Origin of the sequence: Haloarcula sp. CBA1115, assembly GCF_000827835.1 — an archaeon.
In the GTDB taxonomy this organism is placed as follows: domain Archaea; phylum Halobacteriota; class Halobacteria; order Halobacteriales; family Haloarculaceae; genus Haloarcula; species Haloarcula hispanica.
Map to the genome: position 1 here is coordinate 2660573 of NZ_CP010529.1, position 21258 is coordinate 2681830.

A 21258-nucleotide genomic window follows, 5' to 3' on the forward strand; every position below is an offset into this window, starting at 1 on the left:
TCGAACCGCGGCCCGGCCTCCAGCACGACCACGTCGCGACCGTCGCTGGCGAGTTGGCTCGCGACGAGTGCCCCTGCCGGCCCGGCCCCGACGACACAGACATCCGCCCGCTCGGACGGCTCCCGGTCCATTTCAGCAGGAGTTAGGCAAGCCTAAACTTATACGTTGGCATCTCAGGTGCTGTGGAGAGTCTGCACAGCAACTGCGACGTATCCCAATTGTATCGCATCCTCTTTGCGCGACGTCACGGTCAGACGTATTCGCTCCACTGCGCGCGACCTCCCTGATTAGAATCCCGCCATGCCGGTTCAGTCACAGACTCGCTTCGCTCGTCGGTTCCCTGCACGGGCGTGGCGGGACTGAGCAAACGCGAAGCATTTGCGAACTACGCGAGACCCGCTGCAGCGGGTCTCGCGGGATTCGAACCGGAGCAAGACGGTCGTCTCGCTTCGCTCGCCGTTGCGACTTGCAGGGTTCGAACTCCGGGCCCGTCGACTCCTCACATCCGTTCGTCGCACGACGGGCGTGGCGGGACTGAGCGAAACCGAAGGTTTCGCGAGGGTCGCCACGGCCGCGAGTGTGTTTCGAGCGGACGCGAGAAACCACGAAGCGGGCGTGGCGGGATTCGAACCGGACCGAGACTCGCTCCGCTCGTCTCGTAGGGTTCGAATCTCCGGGCCGTTTTCACGGCTCGCTGTCGCTCGCCGGAAAACGGGCGTGGCGGGATTCGAACCCGCGTTCTAGGGGTTAGGAACCCCTCGCCCTGGTCCACTAGGCCACACGCCCTATCGGGTGGTCGATTGAGCGGTGAAAAATCCTTTCGTTATCACTACAGACCGCTGAAAACGGAGAAGTGGTCGAGATTACGTCTCGGTTTCCGTCGCCGTCTCGGTCGACTCGGCCGAGTCCACGGTGGATGCATCGGCCCCTTCTGCAGCGCCGCCCTCACGCATCTCTTCGAGTTCCTGCTCGACTTCTTCGCGCCCCTTCTGGAACTCGCCCATGGCTTCGCCGGTCGACCGCGCTAGTTTCGGAATCTTGTTCGCGCCGAACAGCAGGACGGCGATGAGGAGGATGACCATCATCTCCGTCGTCCCGGGCATCCCCGGGAACAGTACTCCGGATGTCCCTAACATTGTATCCGAAGGTTACGTGGTTGCTATTATAACCTTTTTGCTCAGGACGGCCTGGCAGGCGAGTCACTGCCGTCGAGGCCGACTCTCCAGTACTGTCTGGCGTGGCCAGCAGACAGACCGTTAGTCATCACCGAGCCGTGGCGGCTTAGTCTGTCGAAACGGCCTCGCCGGGAACCGACGGCGAGGCCCGACACAGGAGGAGTGGGGAATGGGTGTGGCTCGGAAGTGGCAACACGAGGCACTCGGTCTCTGACTTCCCGGTGTCGCTGGCTTGGGTTGGCACGTCGACAGATACACCGCAGCATGTCCACGGGACTGAGTCGATAGCTGGGGCTGTTCAGGTGACACGATTTCCGTAGCCATGTCCGGCGTCGGATTTGCCTGCGTGCGGGTTCGCACCCGCAGTACCGGCTACACGGTCCTGTCAATTTATTATATTCTGGTTAAGCCACTGCTCATACTGTCGGCTGTAAGTCTGTGAAGATTTCGCCCGGGGTGAGGAATATCTTGAAATAGTTACAGCCGACAGTATCACCAGCCACAGCGCCGGGCAGGTGCACTCTCCGCCCGGGGATATAACTACCGTCGGGCGCTCAGAGAGACCAGATGCCGGCCGATAGTCACACGATGGAAGTCAGGAGCGGGGAAGAGGTAACGATTCGACCGATCAAACCGGTCGGAGAGGACGTCGTTCGGGTCGATATCGAGGCTGATGGGGTGTGGCGACTCGATATCACGCGCGAGGGCGAAATCGCAGATGTCGTCACGACCCGTGACGCCGACGGGACACTCGCGGACCGCGAACTGCCGGAGTGGATCGACGAGGTCACCGCGAAGTTCGCGCAGTTCTGATTCGGGACTCGTCCGCGTCGGAAAGGGTTTTATCTGCCACGACCCAGGTCGCCAGTATGGTATCAGTCGGAGACGCTGCACCCGATTTCACGGCACCGATTGCCAATGGCGACGTTGATGAGATAACGCTATCCGAGGCAGTTGACGATGGGCCGGTCGTGCTCGCGTTCTTCCCGGGCGCGTTCACCAGCGTTTGCAGTCACGAGATGAACTCGTTCCAGGACCGACTCGACGAACTCACCGAGGCGGGGGCGACGCTGTACGGTGTCAGCATCGATACGCCGTTCTCACAGAACGCGTTCCGTGACGAACTGGGACTCGAGTTCGACCTCGTCAGCGACTCCGGGCGCGAAATCGTCGACGCCTACGACATTTCGATGGACTTCGAGGCGCTGGGCGTTCCGAACGTCGCCAAGCGGGCCGTCTTCGTTATCGACGAAGACCGGGAAGTCACGTACGCCTGGGTCAGCGACGACCCTGGCGTCGAACCGGACTACGACGAAGTTATCGACGCCGCCACCTGATCGCGCCGGTGGGGGATTTTTCGCTGTGGGTCGTTTGGGATGTGGTATGAGCGTTGATAGAGACAATGCCAGCGGCCGGATTTACGACCCCGAGGCGGACCACGCGTTCCCGGACGGGCGACTGAACGCAGTTCTCGACACTATTACGACTGACGAGGAGATCCAGGCGTATCTCGAAGCTCAGAACATCAATCCCGTCGCGCGCAAACAGTACAACGACCACGGCGCGAAACACATCGGTATCGTTCGGAACCGAGCACTGTGCCTGTATGACCTCCTCAAGCAGGGCGGCGTCGAGTTCAACGGTGCGGCCGACCACGGCCTCGACGAGGCTGACGAGGCTGTCATCATCGCACTTGCGACGACGCTCCACGACATCGGGCACGTCGTCCACCGCGATTCACACCCGTACTATTCGATCCCGCTGGCGGCTGACATCCTCGATGACATCCTCCCGGAGTTCTACGGCATCCGTCAGGCGGTTCAGGTAAAGGGTGAGGTTCTCCATGCCATTCTCTGCCATCACACCGAGGAAAACCCGCTGACGCTGGAAGCCGGCGTCGTTCGCGTCGCCGACGCGCTGGACATGGAGCGCGGTCGGTCGCGCATTCCGTACAAGCACGGCGGCCGCGGTATCGATACCGTCTCCAGCCAGGCCATCGAGACGGTTACGCTGAGCCCAGGCGACGACTATCCCGTCCTCGTCGAAATTTCGATGAACAACGCGGCCGGCGTCTACCAAGTCGATAATCTTCTGAAAGCCAAACTCAGGGACTCTGGCTTGGAAGAACACGTCCGTATCGTCGCGCTCAACACCCGGGAGGACGGCAATCAGATCGTCGAGCGAATCGAACTCTAAACCGGATCGACACAACGGTTTTGTACCGTGCTTCCCTAGCTATGTCTATGAGTCTCACACCCATGGATGAGCCACGGGGTGCCCGGGCCAGGACGGACGACGGCGACGTGCCGCCACCCTCGCTTTTGGACCGGGTCAGGTACCGCGTGCGCTCAGCCATTGAGACCATTTCGTTTGGGGAGAAATGTTCTGAGTGGCTTGATAGACGTGGTCGAGACAAGCCACAGTCGACGATTCACACCGATGGGTTCGCTGACGACGTCGTTACGCCGCCGGAGTGTCCGTCGATCAGCGACCTTCCGACGCGGTCACGACCGTTTACGTATCCGACCCGAAATCACACGGAAACCAACACTGTCGACCTCATCGCAGTCGAATCTGGAGACCAACTCACTATGACACATCCGGACAACTCTGCGGCGAAAATAACGTCCGATACTTGGATAGGCGTCGAACAGTAACCCGAGGACAGCCCTTCTTTTTGATTCAGCATCTCTCTCGTTGTAACGCTTTCATATTCGCTTTACACAGCACAGCAGTGACGTGTTTTCTGCACGCGCAGGAGTACTGTGGTTGTCGTAACTATCGACGGGTAAATATTGGTATATAATGTTAAAACTGGTATTATTATCGATTCTGATGCCAGGGCCGAGAACCTTTTTTAAACGTGAAAACTTGTTCCAGCCATGGTTGGCATTGGCCCATTCGGAACACTGGAGGTTGTTGGTCTGCTCGTCGCAGTAATCGGCTTAATACCCGTTCTCTCACAGTATCGCGAGGAGACCCGGTGGTTCACTGTTGGGTACGTTCTTCTTGTGGTTGGCATGGTCGCAACGAACCTCGAAGCGGTTGTTCTCGGCGATGTGCTAAACTTCGTTGAGCACGGCGTCGGTATCGGTGTGGCCGGTCTTACTTTCTCTCTGGCCGCCTATCTCCGTCGGGAAAACCGGATCAAGACTAAGGGATAACAATGGTCGGGATTGCACCTCTATTCGACGGTTTGGGCGCGCTCGGCTTTCTCGCTGCGACAGCGCTCGGATGGCTCAATTATCGAGACACTGAGGCCGAGTCGGCCTTCTGGCTGACGTTCAGCTTTGCATCGACGCTTGGTGCCGTCTGGACGGTCAGCCTCATGTTCGAGAAGGCCGGGATCTACGAGGAAGTGTTCAACCTGGCCACAGGCCCGCTTATGACATCGACTGTTGCCGTCTTCGCCATCGGGGGCACGGCCACCCTCTCGCTGGTCACAGAGATGCAGGAGCTGGTCGACGAGGCCGAGACGAAGCGACAGGAAGCGGAGCAGGCGAAAGAGAAGGCGACGAAGCAACGCAAGCAAGCCAAAGAGGCACAGCGTGAATCGGAAGAAGCGCGCGCAGAAATTGAGGAGCGCGAGGCGGAACTTGAGGATTTGACCGCAGATCTGGAAGCGACCGCCGAATCATACGGTCAGGCGATGGAACGGGCGGCGGCCGGCGACCTCACGGTCCGGGTCGACGCGGACAGTCGGAACGATGCGATGTCGCGCATCGGGACGGGGTTCAACGCGATGATGGACGAACTCCAGACCGTCATCGCCGAGATCCAATCGTTCGCACGGCAGGTTGACACGGAAAGCACAGAAGTCACAGGCGGCGCTTCGGATATTCGGTCCGCCAGTTCGGAGGTCGCTGAGAGCACTGAGGAGATTTCCGCCGGAACGGAAACACAGAACGAGAAACTCAACGAAGCGAGCAGCGAGATGAGCGACCTATCCGCGACGATCGAGGAGATAGCCTCTTCGTCGGAGGAAGTCGCCACCCAGTCGCAGCAGGCCGCAGAACTGGGGCAGGAGGGCGAAGAAGCGGCCGCGACAGCCGTCGAGAAGATGGCCACGCTTGAAACCCGGACTGATGAAACCGTCTCAGAAGTAACAGACCTCGAAAACGCTGTCGAGCGAATCGAGGAGGTTGTGAACCTAATAAACGATATCGCGGAACAGACGAACATGCTCGCGCTCAATGCGTCAATTGAGGCCGCGCGCGCCGGCGAAGCGGGTGAAGGATTTGCCGTTGTCGCATCCGAAATCAAATCGCTGGCCGGCGAGACTGCTGACGCGACCCAGGAAGTCGAGACGCTCATTGAGAGAATCGAGGACTCGACAGAGAGTGTCGCCAACGACATCTACGACACGCAGTCGGAGGTCGAGGAAACTCGGGAGACGATTGACGAGACAGCTACCGCACTGAACCGAATCGTCACCGAAGTCGAGGAGGCGAACAGTTCAATCCAGTCGATCAGCCAAGCCACCGATCAACAGGCTGATTCCGGACAGAAGGTCGTCACGATGCTGGACGAGGTGACATCGATCAGCGACCGGACAGCCGAGCAGGCACAGGAAGTGTCCGCGGCTACGGAGGAACAGACCGCGACGATTCAGGAGATCGCGACCAGTGCCGACTCGCTGTCAGACAGTGCAGAGCGACTGCTCTCGCTCGTCGCTCAATTCGACGTACAGGAACAACAGGCCCAGTCAAGGGCTGTGAGTGCGGAAGCTACGACGGACTAGCTGGGACGCAACCCTATAGATCGTACTGCGCGATGTTGCCGGAGCCACAGGCCGGGCAGGTCGAGCTATCCGTTTCGATGGTGGTTCCACAGCGTCGACACTCCAGATGTGACCGCTGTCGAGTCCCCACGACCCGGCGTAATCGCTCGATCATATTGCCAGACAGGGAGCCAGGCCCTATATAATCGGGTAATTCACGGTGAAAGTGAAAACCGCAGGACGTGACGCCGATCCTGATGGCCCGTCTGCCGAGCGTCAGACGCCGCTGTCCCACCGTTCAGCCTGTCCACTCCCCCAGTTACGCGCAGGTTAGCTCACGCCGGTCCCGCTTACCGGCTGCGTACAGAAGCGTCGGGAACAGCACGACTGCGAACAGCCAGAGCAGTGATTGGGCCACACTACCCCGGCACGCACGAAAACCGCGCTACTGTCGACCGGATGGTCCCGGACACTCGTCCGTCCGGGGCACGCCCAGATGTTTTTGTTCGCGCCGACGTAGCCACGCCCGATGACGGGAACAGCCGCAGCCGAGCCCACTGTGACGACGTTCACGTCGACTGTCGAACGTATCGATACGACCGCTGTCGTGCTAACGGAGACGTACTTCTACGCCGAAGGCGGCGGCCAGCCGGCGGATCGGGGAACTCTCGGTGGCGTTGAAGTCGTCGACGTCCAGCACCGGAACGGCGATATCGTCCACGAACTGGCCGAGCCGCCGGCGTTCGACCCGGGCGAGACGGTCGAAGGCCAGATCGACACGGCGTTTCGGACGTACTGTATGCGTGCCCACACGGCCAGCCACGTCCTCTACGGCGCTGGTCGCCGGCTGCTGTCGGACCTCGGCTACGGCGGCTTCGACATCAGCGCGACGGTCCCGGAAGACGCCGGTGACGACGACTTTGAGCCGGCTATCACCGGAAAGGTGCGGGTAGATTTCGAAACGACGACCGAAATCGACGACGAAACGCTCACCGAACTCGAACGGCTGACTAACCGCGCCGTCTGGGAGTCCTACGACGTGACCTGGGAAGAAATCCCGCGTGACGAGGCACTGGACCGCGACGATATCGCGTTCAATACGAAGACCGAAGAGGGAATCGAGGGCGAGACAGTCCGGGTCGTCACCATCGAAGACTGGGACGTGGCGGCCTGCGGTGGGACACACGTCGGGAACACGCGAGAGATCGGACCGGTGACGGTGCTCGGTCGATCCAATCCCGGCGAGGGGCTGACTCGTGTCGAGTTCGCCGTCGGGCCGCGAGCAATCCGTCAGCGGGCGACCGAACACGAGCGGGCGATGGCTGCCGCCCAGTCGCTGGATACGAACGTTGCCGAACTCCCGGATGCTGTCGATAGCCTCCAGTCAGAGCGCGACGACCTCCGGGACACGGTGTCGGCCCTTCGAGAGCGTCTCGTCGATTCTCGTCTCGCTGACCTGCGCCAGGACGCTATCGAAGCGGACGGGCAGAAGTGGCTCGTCGGCACAGTCACGGGTCTCGACGCGAACGGACTGGCCGACCGAGCGGAGCAAGCCGTCGGTGATGAGGTCGACGTGGCCGCGCTAGTGGACGCCGACGGCCAGTATCTGGGTGTCGCGACGACAGGCGGCGTCGATGCCGGCGCGGTGGTCGACCGAGTGACGTCGGAGTTCGGTGGCGGTGGCGGCGGGCGGCCGACGGTGGCACAGGGCGGGGGACTCGATGCTGAGGGGGACGATATCGTCGCGTTCCTCCGGGACGTGTCAGCGGCGCCAGACCACGGCGACTGACTCAATCGCCTCGGTTCGGCGTCCCGCTGAACCGGGCGACCTCGTTTCGCAGCGCATCCCGTTTCAACAGCGCGAACCCGACGAGGATACAGGCGAATCCGACACCCGTGTAGACTGTCGGTGTCTCACCGAGGAACAGCAGCCCAGTGGCGGCGGCGACGACTGGCGCGGCGTAGGAGACGAGGTTGATCTCGATGGGCCCGAGTCGCTCCAGCAGGTCGAAGTAGATGAGGAAGCCAAGCGCGCTGGCGACGATGACCAGATACAGCAGGGCCAGCACGGCTTCAGCAGTCCACTGGACGTCAGCTATCGACTCGGAGGCCCCGAGGCTGACGCCGTGCATAAGCACCGCACCGAGGAGCATCGACCACGCCTCCATCGTCTCGATCTCTAAATCGTCGTCGAACCGCCGGGTCAGCACGCTCCCGAGGGCGAACGACGTGGTCGCGAGGAACACCAGGAACAGCGACACGGTTCGCGGGTCGAGGAGGTTCCCCGGGTCGGGGTTGCTGAGAACACCGACACCGACGAACCCGATGAGCAGGCCGACGATACCCAGCGCCGTGAGCCGTTCGTCCGGGAGGAACGCGCGGGCGAACCCAGTCGTGAGAATCGGCGAGAGGCTGACGACGATAGCGGCGGCGGCGCTGGTGGTACCCTGCTCGCCGACGAACAGGAAGATGTGGTACGCGGCGATCAGGAGTGAGCCGCCGATACCCACAACGATCCAGTCGGTCCGACTCTTCGGGAGCCACTGGTCGGTAGCGTACACCGCGTAGCCGAGCATCAACAGCCCGGCGAGGTCGTACCGGAACGCCGCAAACAGGACCGGCGGGAAGTACTCCAGCCCGGCTTTGATAGCAGTGAAGGCGCTGCCCCAGGCGACGGCGAGCGCGACGAAGAGGATGGCGTTGCGGAACCGCATTTCCGGTCAGTCGGCCGCCTCGCCGCCGTCGCCCGGCTCGTACGTCTCTGCGATGGCGTCGAGGGCTTCGTGGTGCTCCGTGGTGTGTGGCGCGGTCAGCGGCGAGACACTGACCTTCCCGTCGACGACGGCACGGCGGTCGGTCCCCTCGGGGTCGGGAATGTCGCCCTCAGCCATGTGCTCCCAGATGCGGTCGTGGAGCGTCACGGCGTCGCCTTCCTGGACGGCGTCCATCTCGTACTCGTGCGAGGGTCGCGTGACCGTCATCTGTGCGTCGCCCCACTCGGCAACGGGGGCGTTGATGTTCAGGTAGTCACACTGCTCGAACACGCCGGCGTCGACGGCGTGGTCGGCGAGGTAGGTCGTCGCCCTGGCGGCCTCGCCGTAGCTGTCGCCGTTGGCCTCGATGTCCGCGAAAGCAGCGTCCTCGCGGACCGGAATGTACATCGAGACGGCCATCGCCGGCACGTCGAAGAAGGTGGCTTCGACGGCGGCGCTGACGGTCCCCGAGCGGCCGAGGACGTACGCCCCGAGGTTCGCCCCGCGGTTACAGCCCGCGACCACGAGGTCGGTGTCGGTGACGAGCGCTTCGAGCCCCGCCACGACGCAGTCCGAGGGCGTTCCCTCGACGGCGTAGCCGAGCTCGTGCTCGTGGACGGTCACTTCGTGGGAAATAGCTCGGCCGACCGCGCTCTGGTCCTCCGCCGGGGCGACCGCAGTCACGTCGCCGACTGTCGAGAGACCGTCGTACACCGCCCGGAGGCCGGCGCTCTCGATGCCGTCGTCGTTCGTCAGCAGAATCGTCGGCTCGTCCATACGCTCTGTCGGGCCGTCTGCGAGAAAAGCCCACCGCTAGCGGGCACGGTCGACGACCGTCTCGCCGTCGACGACGACGTTGTAGGCCTCCTCGTCGTCGTTCCAGAGCACCAGCGCGTTCTCGAAGGACAGCAGGTCGCCGTAGTCGGCTTTCCGGAGGTCCTCGTTCAGTATCGACGCCTCCGTGAGCACGGCGAAGTGGTCGACCTGCTGGCTCCCGTCGCCCAGCAGGTACAGCGGGTTGGCCCCCTCCCGTTCGGCGAGGTCGTGGCTGAGCTTGACGCCGAGGAAGTTCACCCGGTCGGTGACGTAGTTCTCGGCGTCGGCCATCGGCGCGTGGATGCCCCGGTCCGGCGTCACGTCGTGCTTTCGCTTGCCGTCGGTCCGGAGGACGCTGTAGGCGAACTGCACGTCCGTATTGACGAACTCGCCCGTTCCGCCCGCCGGGTCGTCGAGGCGCTGTTGCATCGTCGGCACTTCGATGTCGGGCTTGCGGTCGAACGACCACGATTCGCTGTCGGGGGACTGGTGGGGCCAGAGCCGCACCGTCGGCCCGTACACCGTCGCCGGGCCGCCGTCGGCCACCTCGCGCTCGACCTGGCGGAGCTGTATGGCCGTGTTCCGGTCAGCCGGGGCCAGCGCCAGCAACGTTCCGTCGTCGGCAAGCGCCTCGACGTACCGGTAGAGGGTCGCCGCCGCGTCGTCGAGTTCGCTGAGGACGTTGCCGAAGATGATGAGGTCGTAGCCCTCGGCGTTGTTGTCGCCGCCATCGCTATCGCCGCCGCTGTCATCGCCACCAGCCCCACCGCTGTCGTCGCCGGGAACCGGCGACGACGGATCGAACTCCTCGGCGACCGCCCGGTGAATCTCCCAGCGGACGTTCTGACCGCTGTCTTCCAGTAGGCTCTCCAGCACGTCCGCGGCGGCGCTCGGTTCGACCGCGTGGTAGTCGAGCAGCGCGTCGTCCGGAAGCAGGTCGCGCAGGGCGAGCGCCGGGCCGCCGACACCGGCCCCGACATCCAGAACTCGGAGCTGTGACGGGAGCAGGCCGTCGGCGGCGAGGTCCGCAAGGACGTACTTGGCCACAGCGTAGTAGTCGGGCAAGTGATAGACGGCGTAGCCAAGCGCCGTCAGTTCGTCGTACTCGACGGCCTGGCCCTGGAGATACCGCTCCTTGATGTCGCGGATGCGCTCACGGAGTTCGTCACCGCTGTCGCCGCTGTGCCACTCCAGTCCGCCCCACTCTGTCAACAGGTCGATGACCTGCTGTTCGTAGCGGTCGGGGAACCGCTCGACACCGTCGAAATCTACCGAAAGACGACCCTCAGGTGCCGGAGCGAAGGTCCCGTCGTCCTGTTCGACGATGCCCAAATCGAACGCCTCCTCCCGAAGCACCTGCTTGACGACGGCGGGGTGGGGCTGGCCCTCGACGTACTCGTGTAGCTCCTCGGGGTCCAGCGGTCGGACGTTGCGGAGGTACTGGGCGTTTTCGCGTATCTGCTGGCGTGTTTCCTGGTTCATGAAAGTTGCTCGTAGAGCCGTTCGAAGGTGTCCGCGTCGGCATCGGCGATCTGTCGGGCGGCGTCGGCGACCGCGTCCGCGCCGTCGAAGGCGTCCTGGATGTCGGCGTACACCCGCGGGTCGCCGCCGGTGACCTGCTCGACGAGGTCGAACAGGCCAGCCGAAATCGGCGTCTGAAACCGGTCGGGCACGTCGGCGGCGGCCATCGCGAACGCGAGCACGGCCGCGTGGGCACTGGCCTGGACTGTTTCCATGGCTTCGTCGTGTTCCGTCGCTGTCGTCTCGAAGCAGTTGTTGCCGGCCTCGGCGAGTGCGTCGACGACGGCAGCAGCATCGGGACCTGACGCGTCGTTGACGACGGCGACGTTGCCGGGCGCGTTCTCGGGGGCGAACAGCGGGTGGAGACTCAGTCGCTGGCCGTCAGGCATCGCGTCCTGCATCGCTGCGACGGGGCCGGCCATGCTCCCAGTCACATCGACGATTGCACCCGTAGCCAGCGGCGCGAACTCGTGAATGGCCGTCTCGGCGACGGGCATCGGCACCGCGATACAGACGACGTCGAAAGTCTCGGCCGCGTCGCTGGCGACAGCGCGCCCGCCGACCGCGTCGGCAGCGGCTTCGGCGGCCGACTGGTCGAGGTCGGTGAAGGCGACGGACGCGTCGGCGTGGGTCCGGACCGTGCGCGCGAACCACTGGCCCATCGCGCCGGCGCCAACGACGAGGACGTTCATCGGCCCAGCGTAGCCCGTCCCGTCTCAAAAGCCGTTCGGTCACACTCCCACTCACCGCGACTCCGCAGGTGACGATGGCCGGGTAGACAGCCGTCGAACAGCCCGCTGTGGTCCGGTTTCCCCCTCCTAAACGCTTATCTGTCGGCCCTGAGAGAACGGTGACATGAAGCGCGTTCGATTCCGTGATACCGCGGGGAACGTCCGGGGAGGCCGCTGGACCGTCGAGGACGGCGACCCCGTCGTCACCGCCGCCGCCGGACCGTACGGCCGTATCGCCTTTGGCGACGAGTCCTACGACCCCGACGAGGTAGACATCCTCCCGCCCTGTGAGCCGACGAAAGTCGTCTGTATCGGGCGCAACTACGCCGACCACGCCGAGGAGATGGACTCGGACCTCCCGGACAGGCCGATGCTGTTCCTCAAAGCCCCGAACGCCGTCGCGTCCCACGGCAAGCACCTCACGATGCCCTCGGGGAAAGAGCGCATCGACTACGAGGCCGAACTCGGCGTCGTCATCGGCGAGCAGTGCCGGAACGTCAGTGAATCGGGCGCGATGGACGTCGTCGCGGGCTACACCTGCGTCAACGATATCTCGAACCGCGACGACCAGCGACAGGAACAGAACTGGGTCCGCGGGAAGGCCTTCGACAACGCCTGTCCCATCGGCCCGCTTGTGGCCACGCCGGAACACGTCCCGGAGGACGCCAGCATTGAACTCCGACTGAACGGCGAGACGAAGCAGTCCTCCTCCCGCGAGCACCTCATCTTCTCAATCCCGGAACTGATCGCGGAGATAACGTCGTACATGACCCTAGAGCCCGGCGACGTCATCGCCACGGGGACGCCCGAAGGCGTCGGACCGATGGAGGACGGCGACGAAGTCGAAGTCGAAATCGAAGGTATCGGCACGCTCAAACACAGCGTCAAGATTCCGTAGGCGGCTGCCACACTAGTTCGGTAGTTATTCCACGACGACTGCGCCTCTCATCCCCAGGCCCTTATGCGGTTTACAGGAGTACAGGTAGGTCCCGGTTTCCGCGAAGGTGTGCTCGTAGGTGTTTCCTTCCTCGGCGACGAGTTCCGAGTTGAGCGGGCCATCGCCTTTTGAGACGATGTTGTGTGGCCCTCCCTCGCCGGTCCACTCCCAGCGGACGGTCGTCTCGGTCGAGATCTTCAGTGCAGGCGGGCCGAACGCGAACTCCCCACCGTTCCCTTCCACACCGGCCGTAACAGTTGCAGTGTCTGTGTCGGTGCGGTCGGCAATGGTGCCGTCGAAGTTACTCGCGGCTGCGAGCCACTCGTCGACAGTTGCATTGCCTGAAGACGGTGGCTCTTTCACAATAATCGCACCTTTCATGCCATCGTCGCGATGGGGTTCGGAGACGTAGCGGTACTCGCCGGGCTCCTCGAAGAAGTAGTGATACATCGTCCCGGACTGGGCGTTCGTCCGACCGCTGTCGAAGGTGCCGTCGAGCGCGACGACGTTCTGCTGGCCGCCGTGTCCCGTCCAGTCCCACCGAACGTTCGTCATTGGTGGAACTTCGATGGCTGGTGGGCTGAACGCCAGTCCACCGTCTGTCTCCTCGCCAAGCATAATTGTTGGTCGGGACTGCGGTCCGTATCTGCGGATCTCGCCGTCGTAGCTGTTGGCGTCGTCGAGCCAGTCGTCGAGGGACTCGGGTGTCGATTCAGGCGTTGCAGTTTCGGTCGCTGTAGCGGTTTCGGTTGCAGTCGCGGTCTCGGTGCCGGTTTCCGCCGCTGGCTCAGAGCTACTCCCCGAGGACACGCACCCGGCGGTAACGGCGAGGGCTGCCAATCCTGTGCCTGCGAGAAACTGTCTGCGAGTGGAGGGTCGTTGCATAGCAAGCTAGTTGTTGTTATTGGATGATAGAAAATGGGGTGTGCCCTTTCCAGATTCTGGAAACAAACGGTCGCCCTTTATCTGAGGGTGCTTTATATTCCCGACACTGGGTGGGAGCTGCTACCGGAGTATCGCAGGACTCCGGAGTCGCAGTATCCCACAGGTTTCACGTCGCTGCCCCGTCATATCGAAATCGAACCGCCCGCAGAACCACCCCCGACCGTCCACCTGAGAGGGTCCCTCCGTGGCACACAACGACGCGAGCGAGACACAGGCGCTGTTCGACGCCCTCGCCGACCCTGACTGTCGCGACATACTCAGGGTGCTCGACGAGCCGCTGCCAGCCAAGGAGGTCGCCTCGGTCTGTGATCTGCCCCAGACAAGCACCTACCGGAAGCTCGAACAGCTGAGCGAGGCCGAACTGGTCGCCGAGGAGACGGAGGTGCGCCCCGACGGCCATCACGCGACGGCGTACGTCCGGGACTGTGGCGGCGTGTTCGTTGGCGTCGATGCCGACGGCGCGTTCGAGATCGACGTTCTGCCGGCCGAGGAGCGGCCGAGCGAACGGCTCGCACTCCTGTGGTCGCGCGTCAGCGAGGAACTATGAACGGAGATATCCCACTCATCGTCATCGGATTCAAGACTGTGACAGTGTTGCTTGGCGGGCTCATCACCTACTTCGCAACCCGCGCGGCACTGAAAACGAGGGCGACCGGACTCACGTATCTCGCCGTCGGATTCGCGACTATCACCGTTGGGTCGCTCATCGCCGGCGTCGCAGACCAACTGTTCGGCCTGAGTACCAACGCTGCACTGATCTTCGAGAACGCGCTCACCGCGGTCGGCTTCGCGGTCATCGCGTACTCGCTGTACGTCACCAGTCGCTCCGCGCTAGTAAAGCGATAAAAACTGGCCGCTAACTATGGGTTATTCGACGACGACTGCGCCGACCATCCCGAGCGCCTTGTGCGGGACACAGTTGTAGAGGTAGGTGCCGGTTTCCTCGAACGTGTACTCGTAGGTGGTTCCTTCCTCTGAGACAGCCGAGCCCGAGTCGAGCGGGCCGTCGCCTTCGGACTTGACGTTGTGGCCGGCCCTTCACCGGTCCACTCCCAGACGACCGTCGTTCCGGTCGAGACTTTGATCGCGGGCGGATCGAAGGCGAACGCGCCGCCGTTCCCCTCGGCGCCGACTGCAACGGAGACCTCGTTCTGGTCAGTCATCACGACCGTGTTGCCGTCGAAGTTGGACGACTCACCGACGTAGTCCGCCACTTCGCTCGATGCTTCGACGGTCTCCATCCCACCGCTGCTCTCGGTGTCCATCTCCTCGGCTTCAGTGGTAGCCATCTCCTCTGCTTCGGTGGCTTCCGTTTCGCCGCTGCCACCATCGCCGCCGGATCCGCCACAGCCAGCAAGGAGTCCAGCGCCTGATACGGCTGCCGTCGTGCGGATGAACGTCCGCCTGTCGAGGTCGTCTGTCATGCAACTAGAGTTATGACTCTGCACTTATAAGGAAGTCGTTTCTGTCGTTTGGACGGGAACAATAATTGAGGTTTGTACCGCCCTGCGGTGTGGCGATACCAACACAGTTCGGACGGGGATTGATGCGGACTCGGGCCCACAGTACAGCCAATGGGAGTGTCCGTTCACAAATGACCGTCTGGCTCCGGGGCGACCACCTCCTCCGCCGGTCCGGCCCCGTCGACAACCGACCCGACGAGCCGGTGCTCCTGATAGAGGCGCAGTCGTTCGCCCGCAAACTGCCGTACCACCCACACAAGCTGATTCTGCTGTTCAGCGCAATGCGGCATTTTCGCGACGACCTCCGGGACGCCGGTCGGACGGTCCAGTACCGCCAGACGGAGACCTTCGAGGACGGACTGGCGGCACATTTCGAGGCCAATCCGGACGACGCGCTCGTAACTCACCGACCACAGACCGAGTCCGCGCAGGCGCGACTCGAATCACTGGTTGCCGACGCTGGCGGAGCGGTCGAGTTCGTCCCCGACGAACGCTTCCTCTGCCCCCCTTCGCAGTTCGACGGGTGGGTTGGGGACGGACGCTACCGCCACGAGGACTTCTACCGGTTCATGCGCCGAGAAACGGACTATCTGATGGCCGACGGCGACCCGGTCGGCGGCGAGTGGAACTACGACGACCAGAACCGGGAGACGCCACCCGATGAGTGGACCCCGGCGGAGCCACCGCTGTTCGAGCCGGACGACGTGACCCGGGACGTCATCGAGTGGGTCGAGGAAACGTTCGAGGGGAGCTACGACGAGCAGCCCTACGGCGGTGACTGGGCCGATCCCGACCCGTTCCGTTGGCCCGTCACTCGGCGGCAGGCCGTCCGCGCCCTGGACCACTTCGTTACGAGCCGACTACCGGAGTTCGGGCCGTACCAGGACGCGATGCTGGAGGACGAGTGGGCGATGAGCCACAGTCTGCTCTCCACGTCGCTCAATCTGGGACTCCTCGGCCCTGACGAGGTCATTGAACGCGCTATCGCTGCCTACGAGGACGGCGACGCGCCGCTGCACAGCGTGGAGGGGTTCGTCCGGCAGGTGCTCGGGTGGCGCGAGTTCCTCCGGCACGTCTACCGCCGGGAGATGCCGGACCTCGCCGCGGCGAACCAGCTCGGCGCGAGCGAGGCCCTGCCGGACTTCTACTGGGACGGCGACACCGACATGGCATGTCTCTCCGACGTGGTCGACGGCGTCCGGAAGCGGGGCTACTCACACCACATCGAGCGGCTGATGATTCTCGCGAACTTCGGTCTCATTTACGGCGTCGAGCCGGCGCAACTGAACCGCTGGTTCCACGCCGGCTACGTCGACGCCTTCCACTGGGTGACGACGCCGAACGTCGTCGAGATGGGGCTATACGGCGCGGGCGTGTTCGCCACCAAACCCTACGCCTCGTCGGCGAACTACGTGGACAAGATGAGCGACTACTGCTCGGGCTGTCCGTACTACAAGACGAAGACGACCGGCGAGGGTGCCTGTCCGTTCAACGCGCTGTACTGGGACTTCCTGGACCGAAACGAAGATACACTCCGGTCCAACCATCGAATGGGGCTGATGTACAGCCACGTCGACAACAAGAGCGACGAGGAACTCACAGAGATACGCGAGCGAGCCGCAGAGATTCGGGAAATGGCGGCCGCTGGCGACCTCTGAGCGCGACCGTGCCCCGCGAGCGCCGCTCGGCTACTCTTCTCCCTCCACCGCATCGGCCGCCTGCCGCTGTTGCATCTCGTGACGAGTGAACTGCGGCGACGACAGCGCCGATCCGCGGCGTCGGCGGAACGACCACGCGAGAATCCCAAGCACCGCGGCGCTCCCGCCCAGCGCGAGTCCGGCGGGCTGGAGCCCGTTCACGGTGTAGAGGTAGGCACTCACCGGCACGCCGGCGCTGGCGACGATACCGAGCAGGAGCCGCTTGGCGAGCACCCGGCTCAGTCCGTCGGAGTCTTCGAGGACGGTCTTGACGAGCAGTTCTTCGCGCTCGACCCTATCGAGTGCGTTCTCCATCTTCGGCGCTGTCCGCACCGCCGACCGGGTCGAGTCCGTCACCGTCTCCTGGATTTCCGTCTTGATCCGCTCCCGGAGATCGTCCCCAGCGCCCTGCTCCATGACGTACTCGGAGATGATCTCGATGAAGTCGAACTCGGGGTCGAGCGTCCGACAGACGCCTTCGAGGACCGTCGTTACCCGGACCACCAGCGCCAGGTCCTGTGGCAGGCGCATCGGGAACTCGTACAGTTGCGTCTCGAACTGGCCGACTAACTGTTCGATTCGGTACTCGCTGATGTCCTCGCCGCGGAACTGCTCGATCACGATGTCGAACGCCTCTCGCATCACCTCGCGGTCGGCCATCGGGTCCAGCGCGCCCATCTCGACGAAGGCGTCCATCACGCGGTCCACGTCGTCGGTCGCCAGCCCGACGTAGAAATCCAGCAGTTGGTCCTGTGTCCGGGGACCGAGGTAGCCGGTCATCCCGAAATCGTAGAAGACGAGCGTCCCGTCGGGCTGGACTGCCAGATTGCCGGGATGGGGGTCAGCGTGGAAGAGGCCGTCCTCGACGATCATCTGGATGTACACCTCTTCGAGCCGCCGGACGAGTGCCGGCCTGTCGATGCCGAGTTCGTCCAGACGCTCTACGTCGTCGATTTTCACGCCGTCGAGGTACGTCATCGTCAGCACGCGGTCCGTCGAGTGGCTCCCGACGACGTCCGGGATGGCGATGTCGTCGTCGTTTGCGAAGTTGTCGCCGATTTCACGGAGCATTCGCGCCTCGTGGCCGTAGTCCATCTCCCGGCGGACCGTCGTTGCGAACTCTTCGGTGAGATTTTCCAGCGTAAATGCCTGGCCCGGGTCCGCGCCGTAGGTGAGCACGGGCAGCAGCGTCGACAGCACGCGCAGGTCGGATTCGACGCGCGTTCTGATGTTGGGTCGAAGCACTTTCACGGCGACCCGCTGGCCGCCGATCTGTGCCTCGTACACCTGGCCCAGCGAGGCTCCCGAAATGGCTGTCGTGTCGAACTCTTCGAACAGCGCGTCGATGTCGTCGCCCAGTTCCCGTTCGATGACAGGCTCGATGGTGGCCCACGCGTCCGGTGGAACGTTATCCTGTAGCTCCGAGAGCACGTCCACGTACGCCCGCGGCAGGGCGTCAGGCCGGGTCGACAGCATCTGCCCGAGCTTGATGAACGCCGGTCCGAGGTCGACGAATGTGTTTTTCAGGTAACGAGCGCGCCGCATCCGTGTCTCGGGGGTCACTGACCGGGACCGACCGAACAGGAGGAACCGCTTGCGGTCCCGCCCCCACTGCCAAAGCAGCGGGACGAACTGCCAGACGATGACGAGCGCCCGCCAGAGCGCCCGGAGCCTGACGCCGACACCGCCCGGCTGTGACACTGTCCCTCCCGTCGGTTCGTCGGCGACACGCTCCTCAGCAGTCACTGTTCGTAGATGAGGCCCGGCGACAGATGAGTCTGCTGGAGACGGGTCCCGCTCAGCGACGGAGGAAGCCGAGCAGGCGATACTCCGAATCCGGCGTGTACCGGCGGAACGCGAGACTGTTTGCGAGCACCGACACGGACGAGGCGGCCATCGCGGCAGCGGCCAGCACCGGCTGGAGCAGTCCCAGCGAGGCAAGCGGAATCATCACGGTGTTGTACCCGAGCGCCCAGAAGAGGTTCTGCTTGATCTTCCCGAGCGTGGCCTCAGAGACCCGGATGGCCTTCACCACGTCGGCGGGGTCGTCCCGGAGCAGCGTCACGTCGCCGGCCTCGATTGCCACGTCGGTCCCCGAACCAATGGCACAGCCGACGCTCGCGGCCGCCAGCGCGGGCGCGTCGTTGACGCCGTCGCCGACCATCATCGCCTGATCGCCGTCGCTCTGGAGGTCATCGACGGCGTCGGCCTTGTCCTCGGGCAACACGTCGGCCATCACGTTATCGGGGTCGATACCGACTTCTTCGGCGACGGCGCGCGCGGTCCGCCCGTTGTCGCCGGTGATGAGCCAGACGCCAAGTCCGCGCTCTCGCAAACCGCTTACGGCGGCCTTCGCGGACTCTTTGACTGTGTCGGCGTCGGCGACGATGCCCAGGAGCCGGTAGTCCGGGTCCTTGTCGCCCTCGGTGTCGTCACCGCCTGCATCTTCGGCCAGCGCGACCAGCATCGCCGTCTTACCCTCGCGTTCGAGCGCGTCCATCCGCTCCTCTGCCGGGGCGGTGTCGACGCCGGCCTCGGACAGCAGTTTCCGGTTGCCGACGAGGACGCGACCGTGGCGCGTCGTCGCTTTCACGCCCTGGCCGGGGACGTTCTCGAACGTGTCGGGGTCTTCGACCTCGACACCGCGCTCCCGTGCGCCCTCGACGATGGCCTCGGCCAGCGGGTGCTCGCTGGCGTGTTCGGCGCTTGCGGCGACTTCGAGCACGAACTCCTCGCTCCGTTCGCGCTCGGGCTTGAGCGCCCCGCCGTCCGCAGCGGGACCGACGACCTCGACATCTGTGAGTTCCATCTCACCTTTCGTCAGCGTCCCCGTCTTGTCGAAGACGACGGTGTCGACCTCGTGGACGCGTTCGAGCACGTCCCCGCCCTTGAACAGAACGCCGTTGCGTGCGCCGATTGCCGTCCCGACCATCGTCGCAGCGGGCGTCGCCAGCCCCAGCGCGCAGGGGCAGGCGATGAGCACGGCGGAGGCGAACACGACGACGGCGAACTCGCTCACGCCGACGCCGGCCGGGCCACCCGCGGCCAGTCCCCACAGCGGGAGCGCGTCGACGACGGCGGCCAGCGTCTCCGGCGCGACCGCCCACAGCACCGCCCAGAGGACGGCGTTGGCGATGACTGCCGGGACGAAGTACGCCGAGATGCGGTCGGCGACGTTCTGGATGTCGGGCTGGCGGGACTGGGCCTGCCGGACCCGCTCGGCGATCTGCTGGATGGCGGTCTCCGAGCCGACCTTCGTCGCCTCGACTTCGAGGACGCCGTTCTGGTTCACTGTCGAGCCGATGACCTCGTCGCCCTCGCCTTTCTCGACCGGAACGGACTCGCCGGTCACCATCGACTCGTCGACCGCTGAGTCGCCGTCTACCACGACGCCGTCTGTCGGAATCTTCTCCCCGGGGCGGACTTTCAGCCGGTCGCCGACCCCCACCTCGTCGATGGGAATCTCTTCCTCGCTGCCGTCCTCGCGGACGACCGTCGCCGTGTCGGCCTCCATCTCGAGCAGTTGTTGGATGGCGGCCCCGGCCTGGCTCTTCGAGCGGGCTTCGAGGTAGTTCCCGAGCGTGATGAACACGAGAATCAGCGCGGCCGTGTCGAAGTACAGCCCCGTGCTCGCGATGAGGTCCGCCAGCGCGGCCACTGAGTAGACGTACGCCGTCGAGGAACCCAGGGCGATGAGCACGTCCATGTTCGCCCGGCCGTTGTTGACCAGCGCCTTGTAGGAGTTCTCGTAGAAGGGCTTGCCCAGCAGAATCTGGACCGGCGTCGCGAGCGCGAACGCAACCCATCCCTGTGGCACCCCCAGAACCGTCTCGTCGACGAGGCCGAGCGAGAACAGGTGGTCCGCCATGAACAGCAGGAGTGGGGCCGACAGCACCGCTCCGAACAGCGTGAGCCGGAGCTGTCTTCGCGTCTCCTCGTTACGTGCGGCGGCGCGGCGGTCAGCGCTGGACTGCTCACCGCCGGAGCCGTCACCGCCGTTTTCACTCCCGCTACCCTCTCTGACAGGCGTGTAGCCGGCGGACTCGATGGCGTCGTAGAGGTCCGAACGCGACACGTCGGCCGGGTTGTAGGTGACCTGACCTTCGTCGGTGGCGTAGTTCACGCTGGCTTCGATGACGCCCGCAGTCGCTTTCAGCGCCTCTTCGTTGGTGTCCGCGCAGTTCGCACACGACATATCGGTGATACCGACGGTCACCGTCTCCGTCGCGACGCCGTAGCCGGCGTCCTGGACGGCGGCGACAATATCAGCTAGCGATACCACATCGGGGTCGTACTCGACGCTCCCCTCGTCGGTGGCGTAGTTCGCGTCGACGGACGCAATCCCGTCCAACTCGCCCACCGACTCCTCAATCGTGCCCGCGCAGTTGGCACAGCTCATTCCCGTCAGTTCGAGCCGGGTGGTTCGGTCACTCATCTTGTCTTCCTATACGCCCCTCATGTTCATGCGGTTTGTGCCTTCGATCCGAAGGCCAGATTCGA

The 21258-nt window shown here is 64.0% G+C and carries 20 protein-coding genes, 1 tRNA gene and 2 pseudogenes; 12 read left to right on the forward strand and 11 right to left on the reverse strand.

Annotated elements, in window-relative coordinates; genetic code table 11:
• Positions 1–44: 44 nt before the first annotated feature.
• Positions 45–131 (reverse strand): annotated as a pseudogene (locus SG26_RS22215) (hypothetical protein); the annotation flags it as partial.
• A gap of 247 nt (positions 132–378) precedes the next feature.
• Between SG26_RS22215 and SG26_RS21155 the strand changes: the two are divergent.
• Positions 379–744 carry a hypothetical protein gene (locus SG26_RS21155; RefSeq protein ID WP_154020797.1) on the forward strand — a complete coding sequence of 122 codons (366 nt, stop codon included), beginning with the start codon at positions 379–381 and terminating at the stop codon, positions 742–744.
• Here SG26_RS21155 and SG26_RS13365 read toward each other — a convergent pair.
• Positions 713–786: transfer RNA gene (locus tag SG26_RS13365), tRNA-Arg, on the reverse strand. The two genes, SG26_RS21155 and SG26_RS13365, sit on opposite strands and share 32 nt — an antisense overlap.
• A 77-nt stretch (positions 787–863) precedes the next feature.
• Complete coding sequence (locus SG26_RS13370; RefSeq protein WP_014040012.1) at positions 864–1103, reverse strand: twin-arginine translocase TatA/TatE family subunit; 240 nt, start codon at positions 1101–1103, stop codon at positions 864–866.
• A 639-nt stretch (positions 1104–1742) separates the two neighbouring features.
• On the opposite strand from SG26_RS13370, the gene SG26_RS13375 reads away from it, so the two are divergent.
• The 7 genes from SG26_RS13375 to SG26_RS13405 all read left to right on the forward strand — a co-directional run bounded on the left by SG26_RS13375 (position 1743) and on the right by SG26_RS13405 (position 7684).
• Positions 1743–1988 carry a hypothetical protein gene (locus SG26_RS13375; RefSeq protein WP_004515651.1) on the forward strand — a complete coding sequence of 82 codons (246 nt, stop codon included), beginning with the start codon at positions 1743–1745 and terminating at the stop codon, positions 1986–1988.
• A gap of 56 nt (positions 1989–2044) precedes the next feature.
• Positions 2045–2512 (forward strand): peroxiredoxin, encoded by a 468-nt coding sequence (locus SG26_RS13380; RefSeq protein WP_014040014.1) that lies wholly within the window; start codon positions 2045–2047, stop codon positions 2510–2512.
• Positions 2513–2558: 46 nt separating this feature from the next.
• Positions 2559–3371: an HD domain-containing protein gene (locus SG26_RS13385; protein WP_014040015.1), complete on the forward strand. Its 813-nt coding sequence runs from the start codon at positions 2559–2561 to the stop codon at positions 3369–3371.
• Positions 3372–3433: 62 nt separating this feature from the next.
• A complete protein-coding gene (locus SG26_RS13390; protein ID WP_050038284.1) occupies positions 3434–3832 on the forward strand; it encodes a hypothetical protein in 399 nt (132 codons plus the stop codon).
• Positions 3833–4057: 225 nt separating this feature from the next.
• On the forward strand, positions 4058–4339 hold the full coding sequence (locus tag SG26_RS13395; protein ID WP_050007372.1) for a hypothetical protein: 282 nt from the start codon (positions 4058–4060) through the stop codon (positions 4337–4339).
• A gap of 2 nt (positions 4340–4341) precedes the next feature.
• A complete protein-coding gene (locus tag SG26_RS13400; protein ID WP_050037815.1) occupies positions 4342–5916 on the forward strand; it encodes a methyl-accepting chemotaxis protein in 1575 nt (524 codons plus the stop codon).
• A 508-nt stretch (positions 5917–6424) separates the two neighbouring features.
• Entirely contained in the window at positions 6425–7684 is a 1260-nt protein-coding gene (locus tag SG26_RS13405; protein ID WP_050037816.1) for a serine-tRNA(Ala) deacylase AlaX, read from the forward strand.
• A 1-nt stretch (position 7685) separates the two neighbouring features.
• Here the strand turns inward: SG26_RS13405 and SG26_RS13410 are convergent, their stop codons facing one another.
• Genes SG26_RS13410 through SG26_RS13425 form a run of 4 tightly spaced genes read right to left on the reverse strand, consistent with a single transcriptional unit; the run spans position 7686 to position 11677 of the window.
• On the reverse strand, positions 7686–8609 hold the full coding sequence (locus SG26_RS13410; RefSeq protein WP_014040018.1) for a DMT family transporter: 924 nt from the start codon (positions 8607–8609) through the stop codon (positions 7686–7688).
• A gap of 6 nt (positions 8610–8615) precedes the next feature.
• Entirely contained in the window at positions 8616–9425 is an 810-nt protein-coding gene (gene surE, locus SG26_RS13415; RefSeq protein ID WP_014040019.1) for a 5'/3'-nucleotidase SurE, read from the reverse strand.
• A 36-nt stretch (positions 9426–9461) separates the two neighbouring features.
• Entirely contained in the window at positions 9462–10946 is a 1485-nt protein-coding gene (locus SG26_RS13420) for a small ribosomal subunit Rsm22 family protein (protein ID WP_050037817.1), read from the reverse strand.
• A complete protein-coding gene (locus SG26_RS13425; RefSeq protein WP_050037818.1) occupies positions 10943–11677 on the reverse strand; it encodes a prephenate dehydrogenase/arogenate dehydrogenase family protein in 735 nt (244 codons plus the stop codon). Before SG26_RS13425 ends, SG26_RS13420 begins: the two co-directional genes overlap by 4 nt.
• A gap of 163 nt (positions 11678–11840) precedes the next feature.
• On the opposite strand from SG26_RS13425, the gene SG26_RS13430 reads away from it, so the two are divergent.
• Positions 11841–12614, forward strand: coding sequence for a fumarylacetoacetate hydrolase family protein (locus SG26_RS13430; protein ID WP_014040022.1), 774 nt, complete (start codon positions 11841–11843; stop codon positions 12612–12614).
• A 24-nt stretch (positions 12615–12638) separates the two neighbouring features.
• Here the strand turns inward: SG26_RS13430 and SG26_RS13435 are convergent, their stop codons facing one another.
• A complete protein-coding gene (locus SG26_RS13435; protein ID WP_050037819.1) occupies positions 12639–13463 on the reverse strand; it encodes a halocyanin domain-containing protein in 825 nt (274 codons plus the stop codon).
• A 319-nt stretch (positions 13464–13782) separates the two neighbouring features.
• On the opposite strand from SG26_RS13435, the gene SG26_RS13440 reads away from it, so the two are divergent.
• Together SG26_RS13440 and SG26_RS13445 are read left to right on the forward strand one after the other, a co-directional pair.
• Complete coding sequence (locus SG26_RS13440) at positions 13783–14145, forward strand: helix-turn-helix domain-containing protein (RefSeq protein WP_014040024.1); 363 nt, start codon at positions 13783–13785, stop codon at positions 14143–14145.
• Positions 14142–14444: a hypothetical protein gene (locus tag SG26_RS13445; protein WP_014040025.1), complete on the forward strand. Its 303-nt coding sequence runs from the start codon at positions 14142–14144 to the stop codon at positions 14442–14444. The genes SG26_RS13440 and SG26_RS13445 overlap by 4 nt, the downstream gene beginning before the upstream one ends.
• Positions 14445–14465: 21 nt before the next feature.
• On the opposite strand, the pseudogene SG26_RS13450 reads toward SG26_RS13445, so the two are convergent.
• Positions 14466–15022 (reverse strand): annotated as a pseudogene (locus tag SG26_RS13450) (halocyanin domain-containing protein).
• Between the two features lie 170 nt (positions 15023–15192).
• Between SG26_RS13450 and SG26_RS13455 the strand changes: the two are divergent.
• On the forward strand, positions 15193–16719 hold the full coding sequence (locus tag SG26_RS13455) for a cryptochrome/photolyase family protein (protein WP_050037820.1): 1527 nt from the start codon (positions 15193–15195) through the stop codon (positions 16717–16719).
• Positions 16720–16749: 30 nt separating this feature from the next.
• Here the strand turns inward: SG26_RS13455 and SG26_RS13460 are convergent, their stop codons facing one another.
• Both SG26_RS13460 and SG26_RS13465 read right to left on the reverse strand, forming a co-directional pair.
• On the reverse strand, positions 16750–18504 hold the full coding sequence (locus SG26_RS13460) for an AarF/ABC1/UbiB kinase family protein (protein ID WP_050037821.1): 1755 nt from the start codon (positions 18502–18504) through the stop codon (positions 16750–16752).
• Between the two features lie 52 nt (positions 18505–18556).
• Positions 18557–21193, reverse strand: coding sequence for a heavy metal translocating P-type ATPase (locus SG26_RS13465; RefSeq protein ID WP_050037822.1), 2637 nt, complete (start codon positions 21191–21193; stop codon positions 18557–18559).
• Positions 21194–21258: the final 65 nt, after the last annotated feature.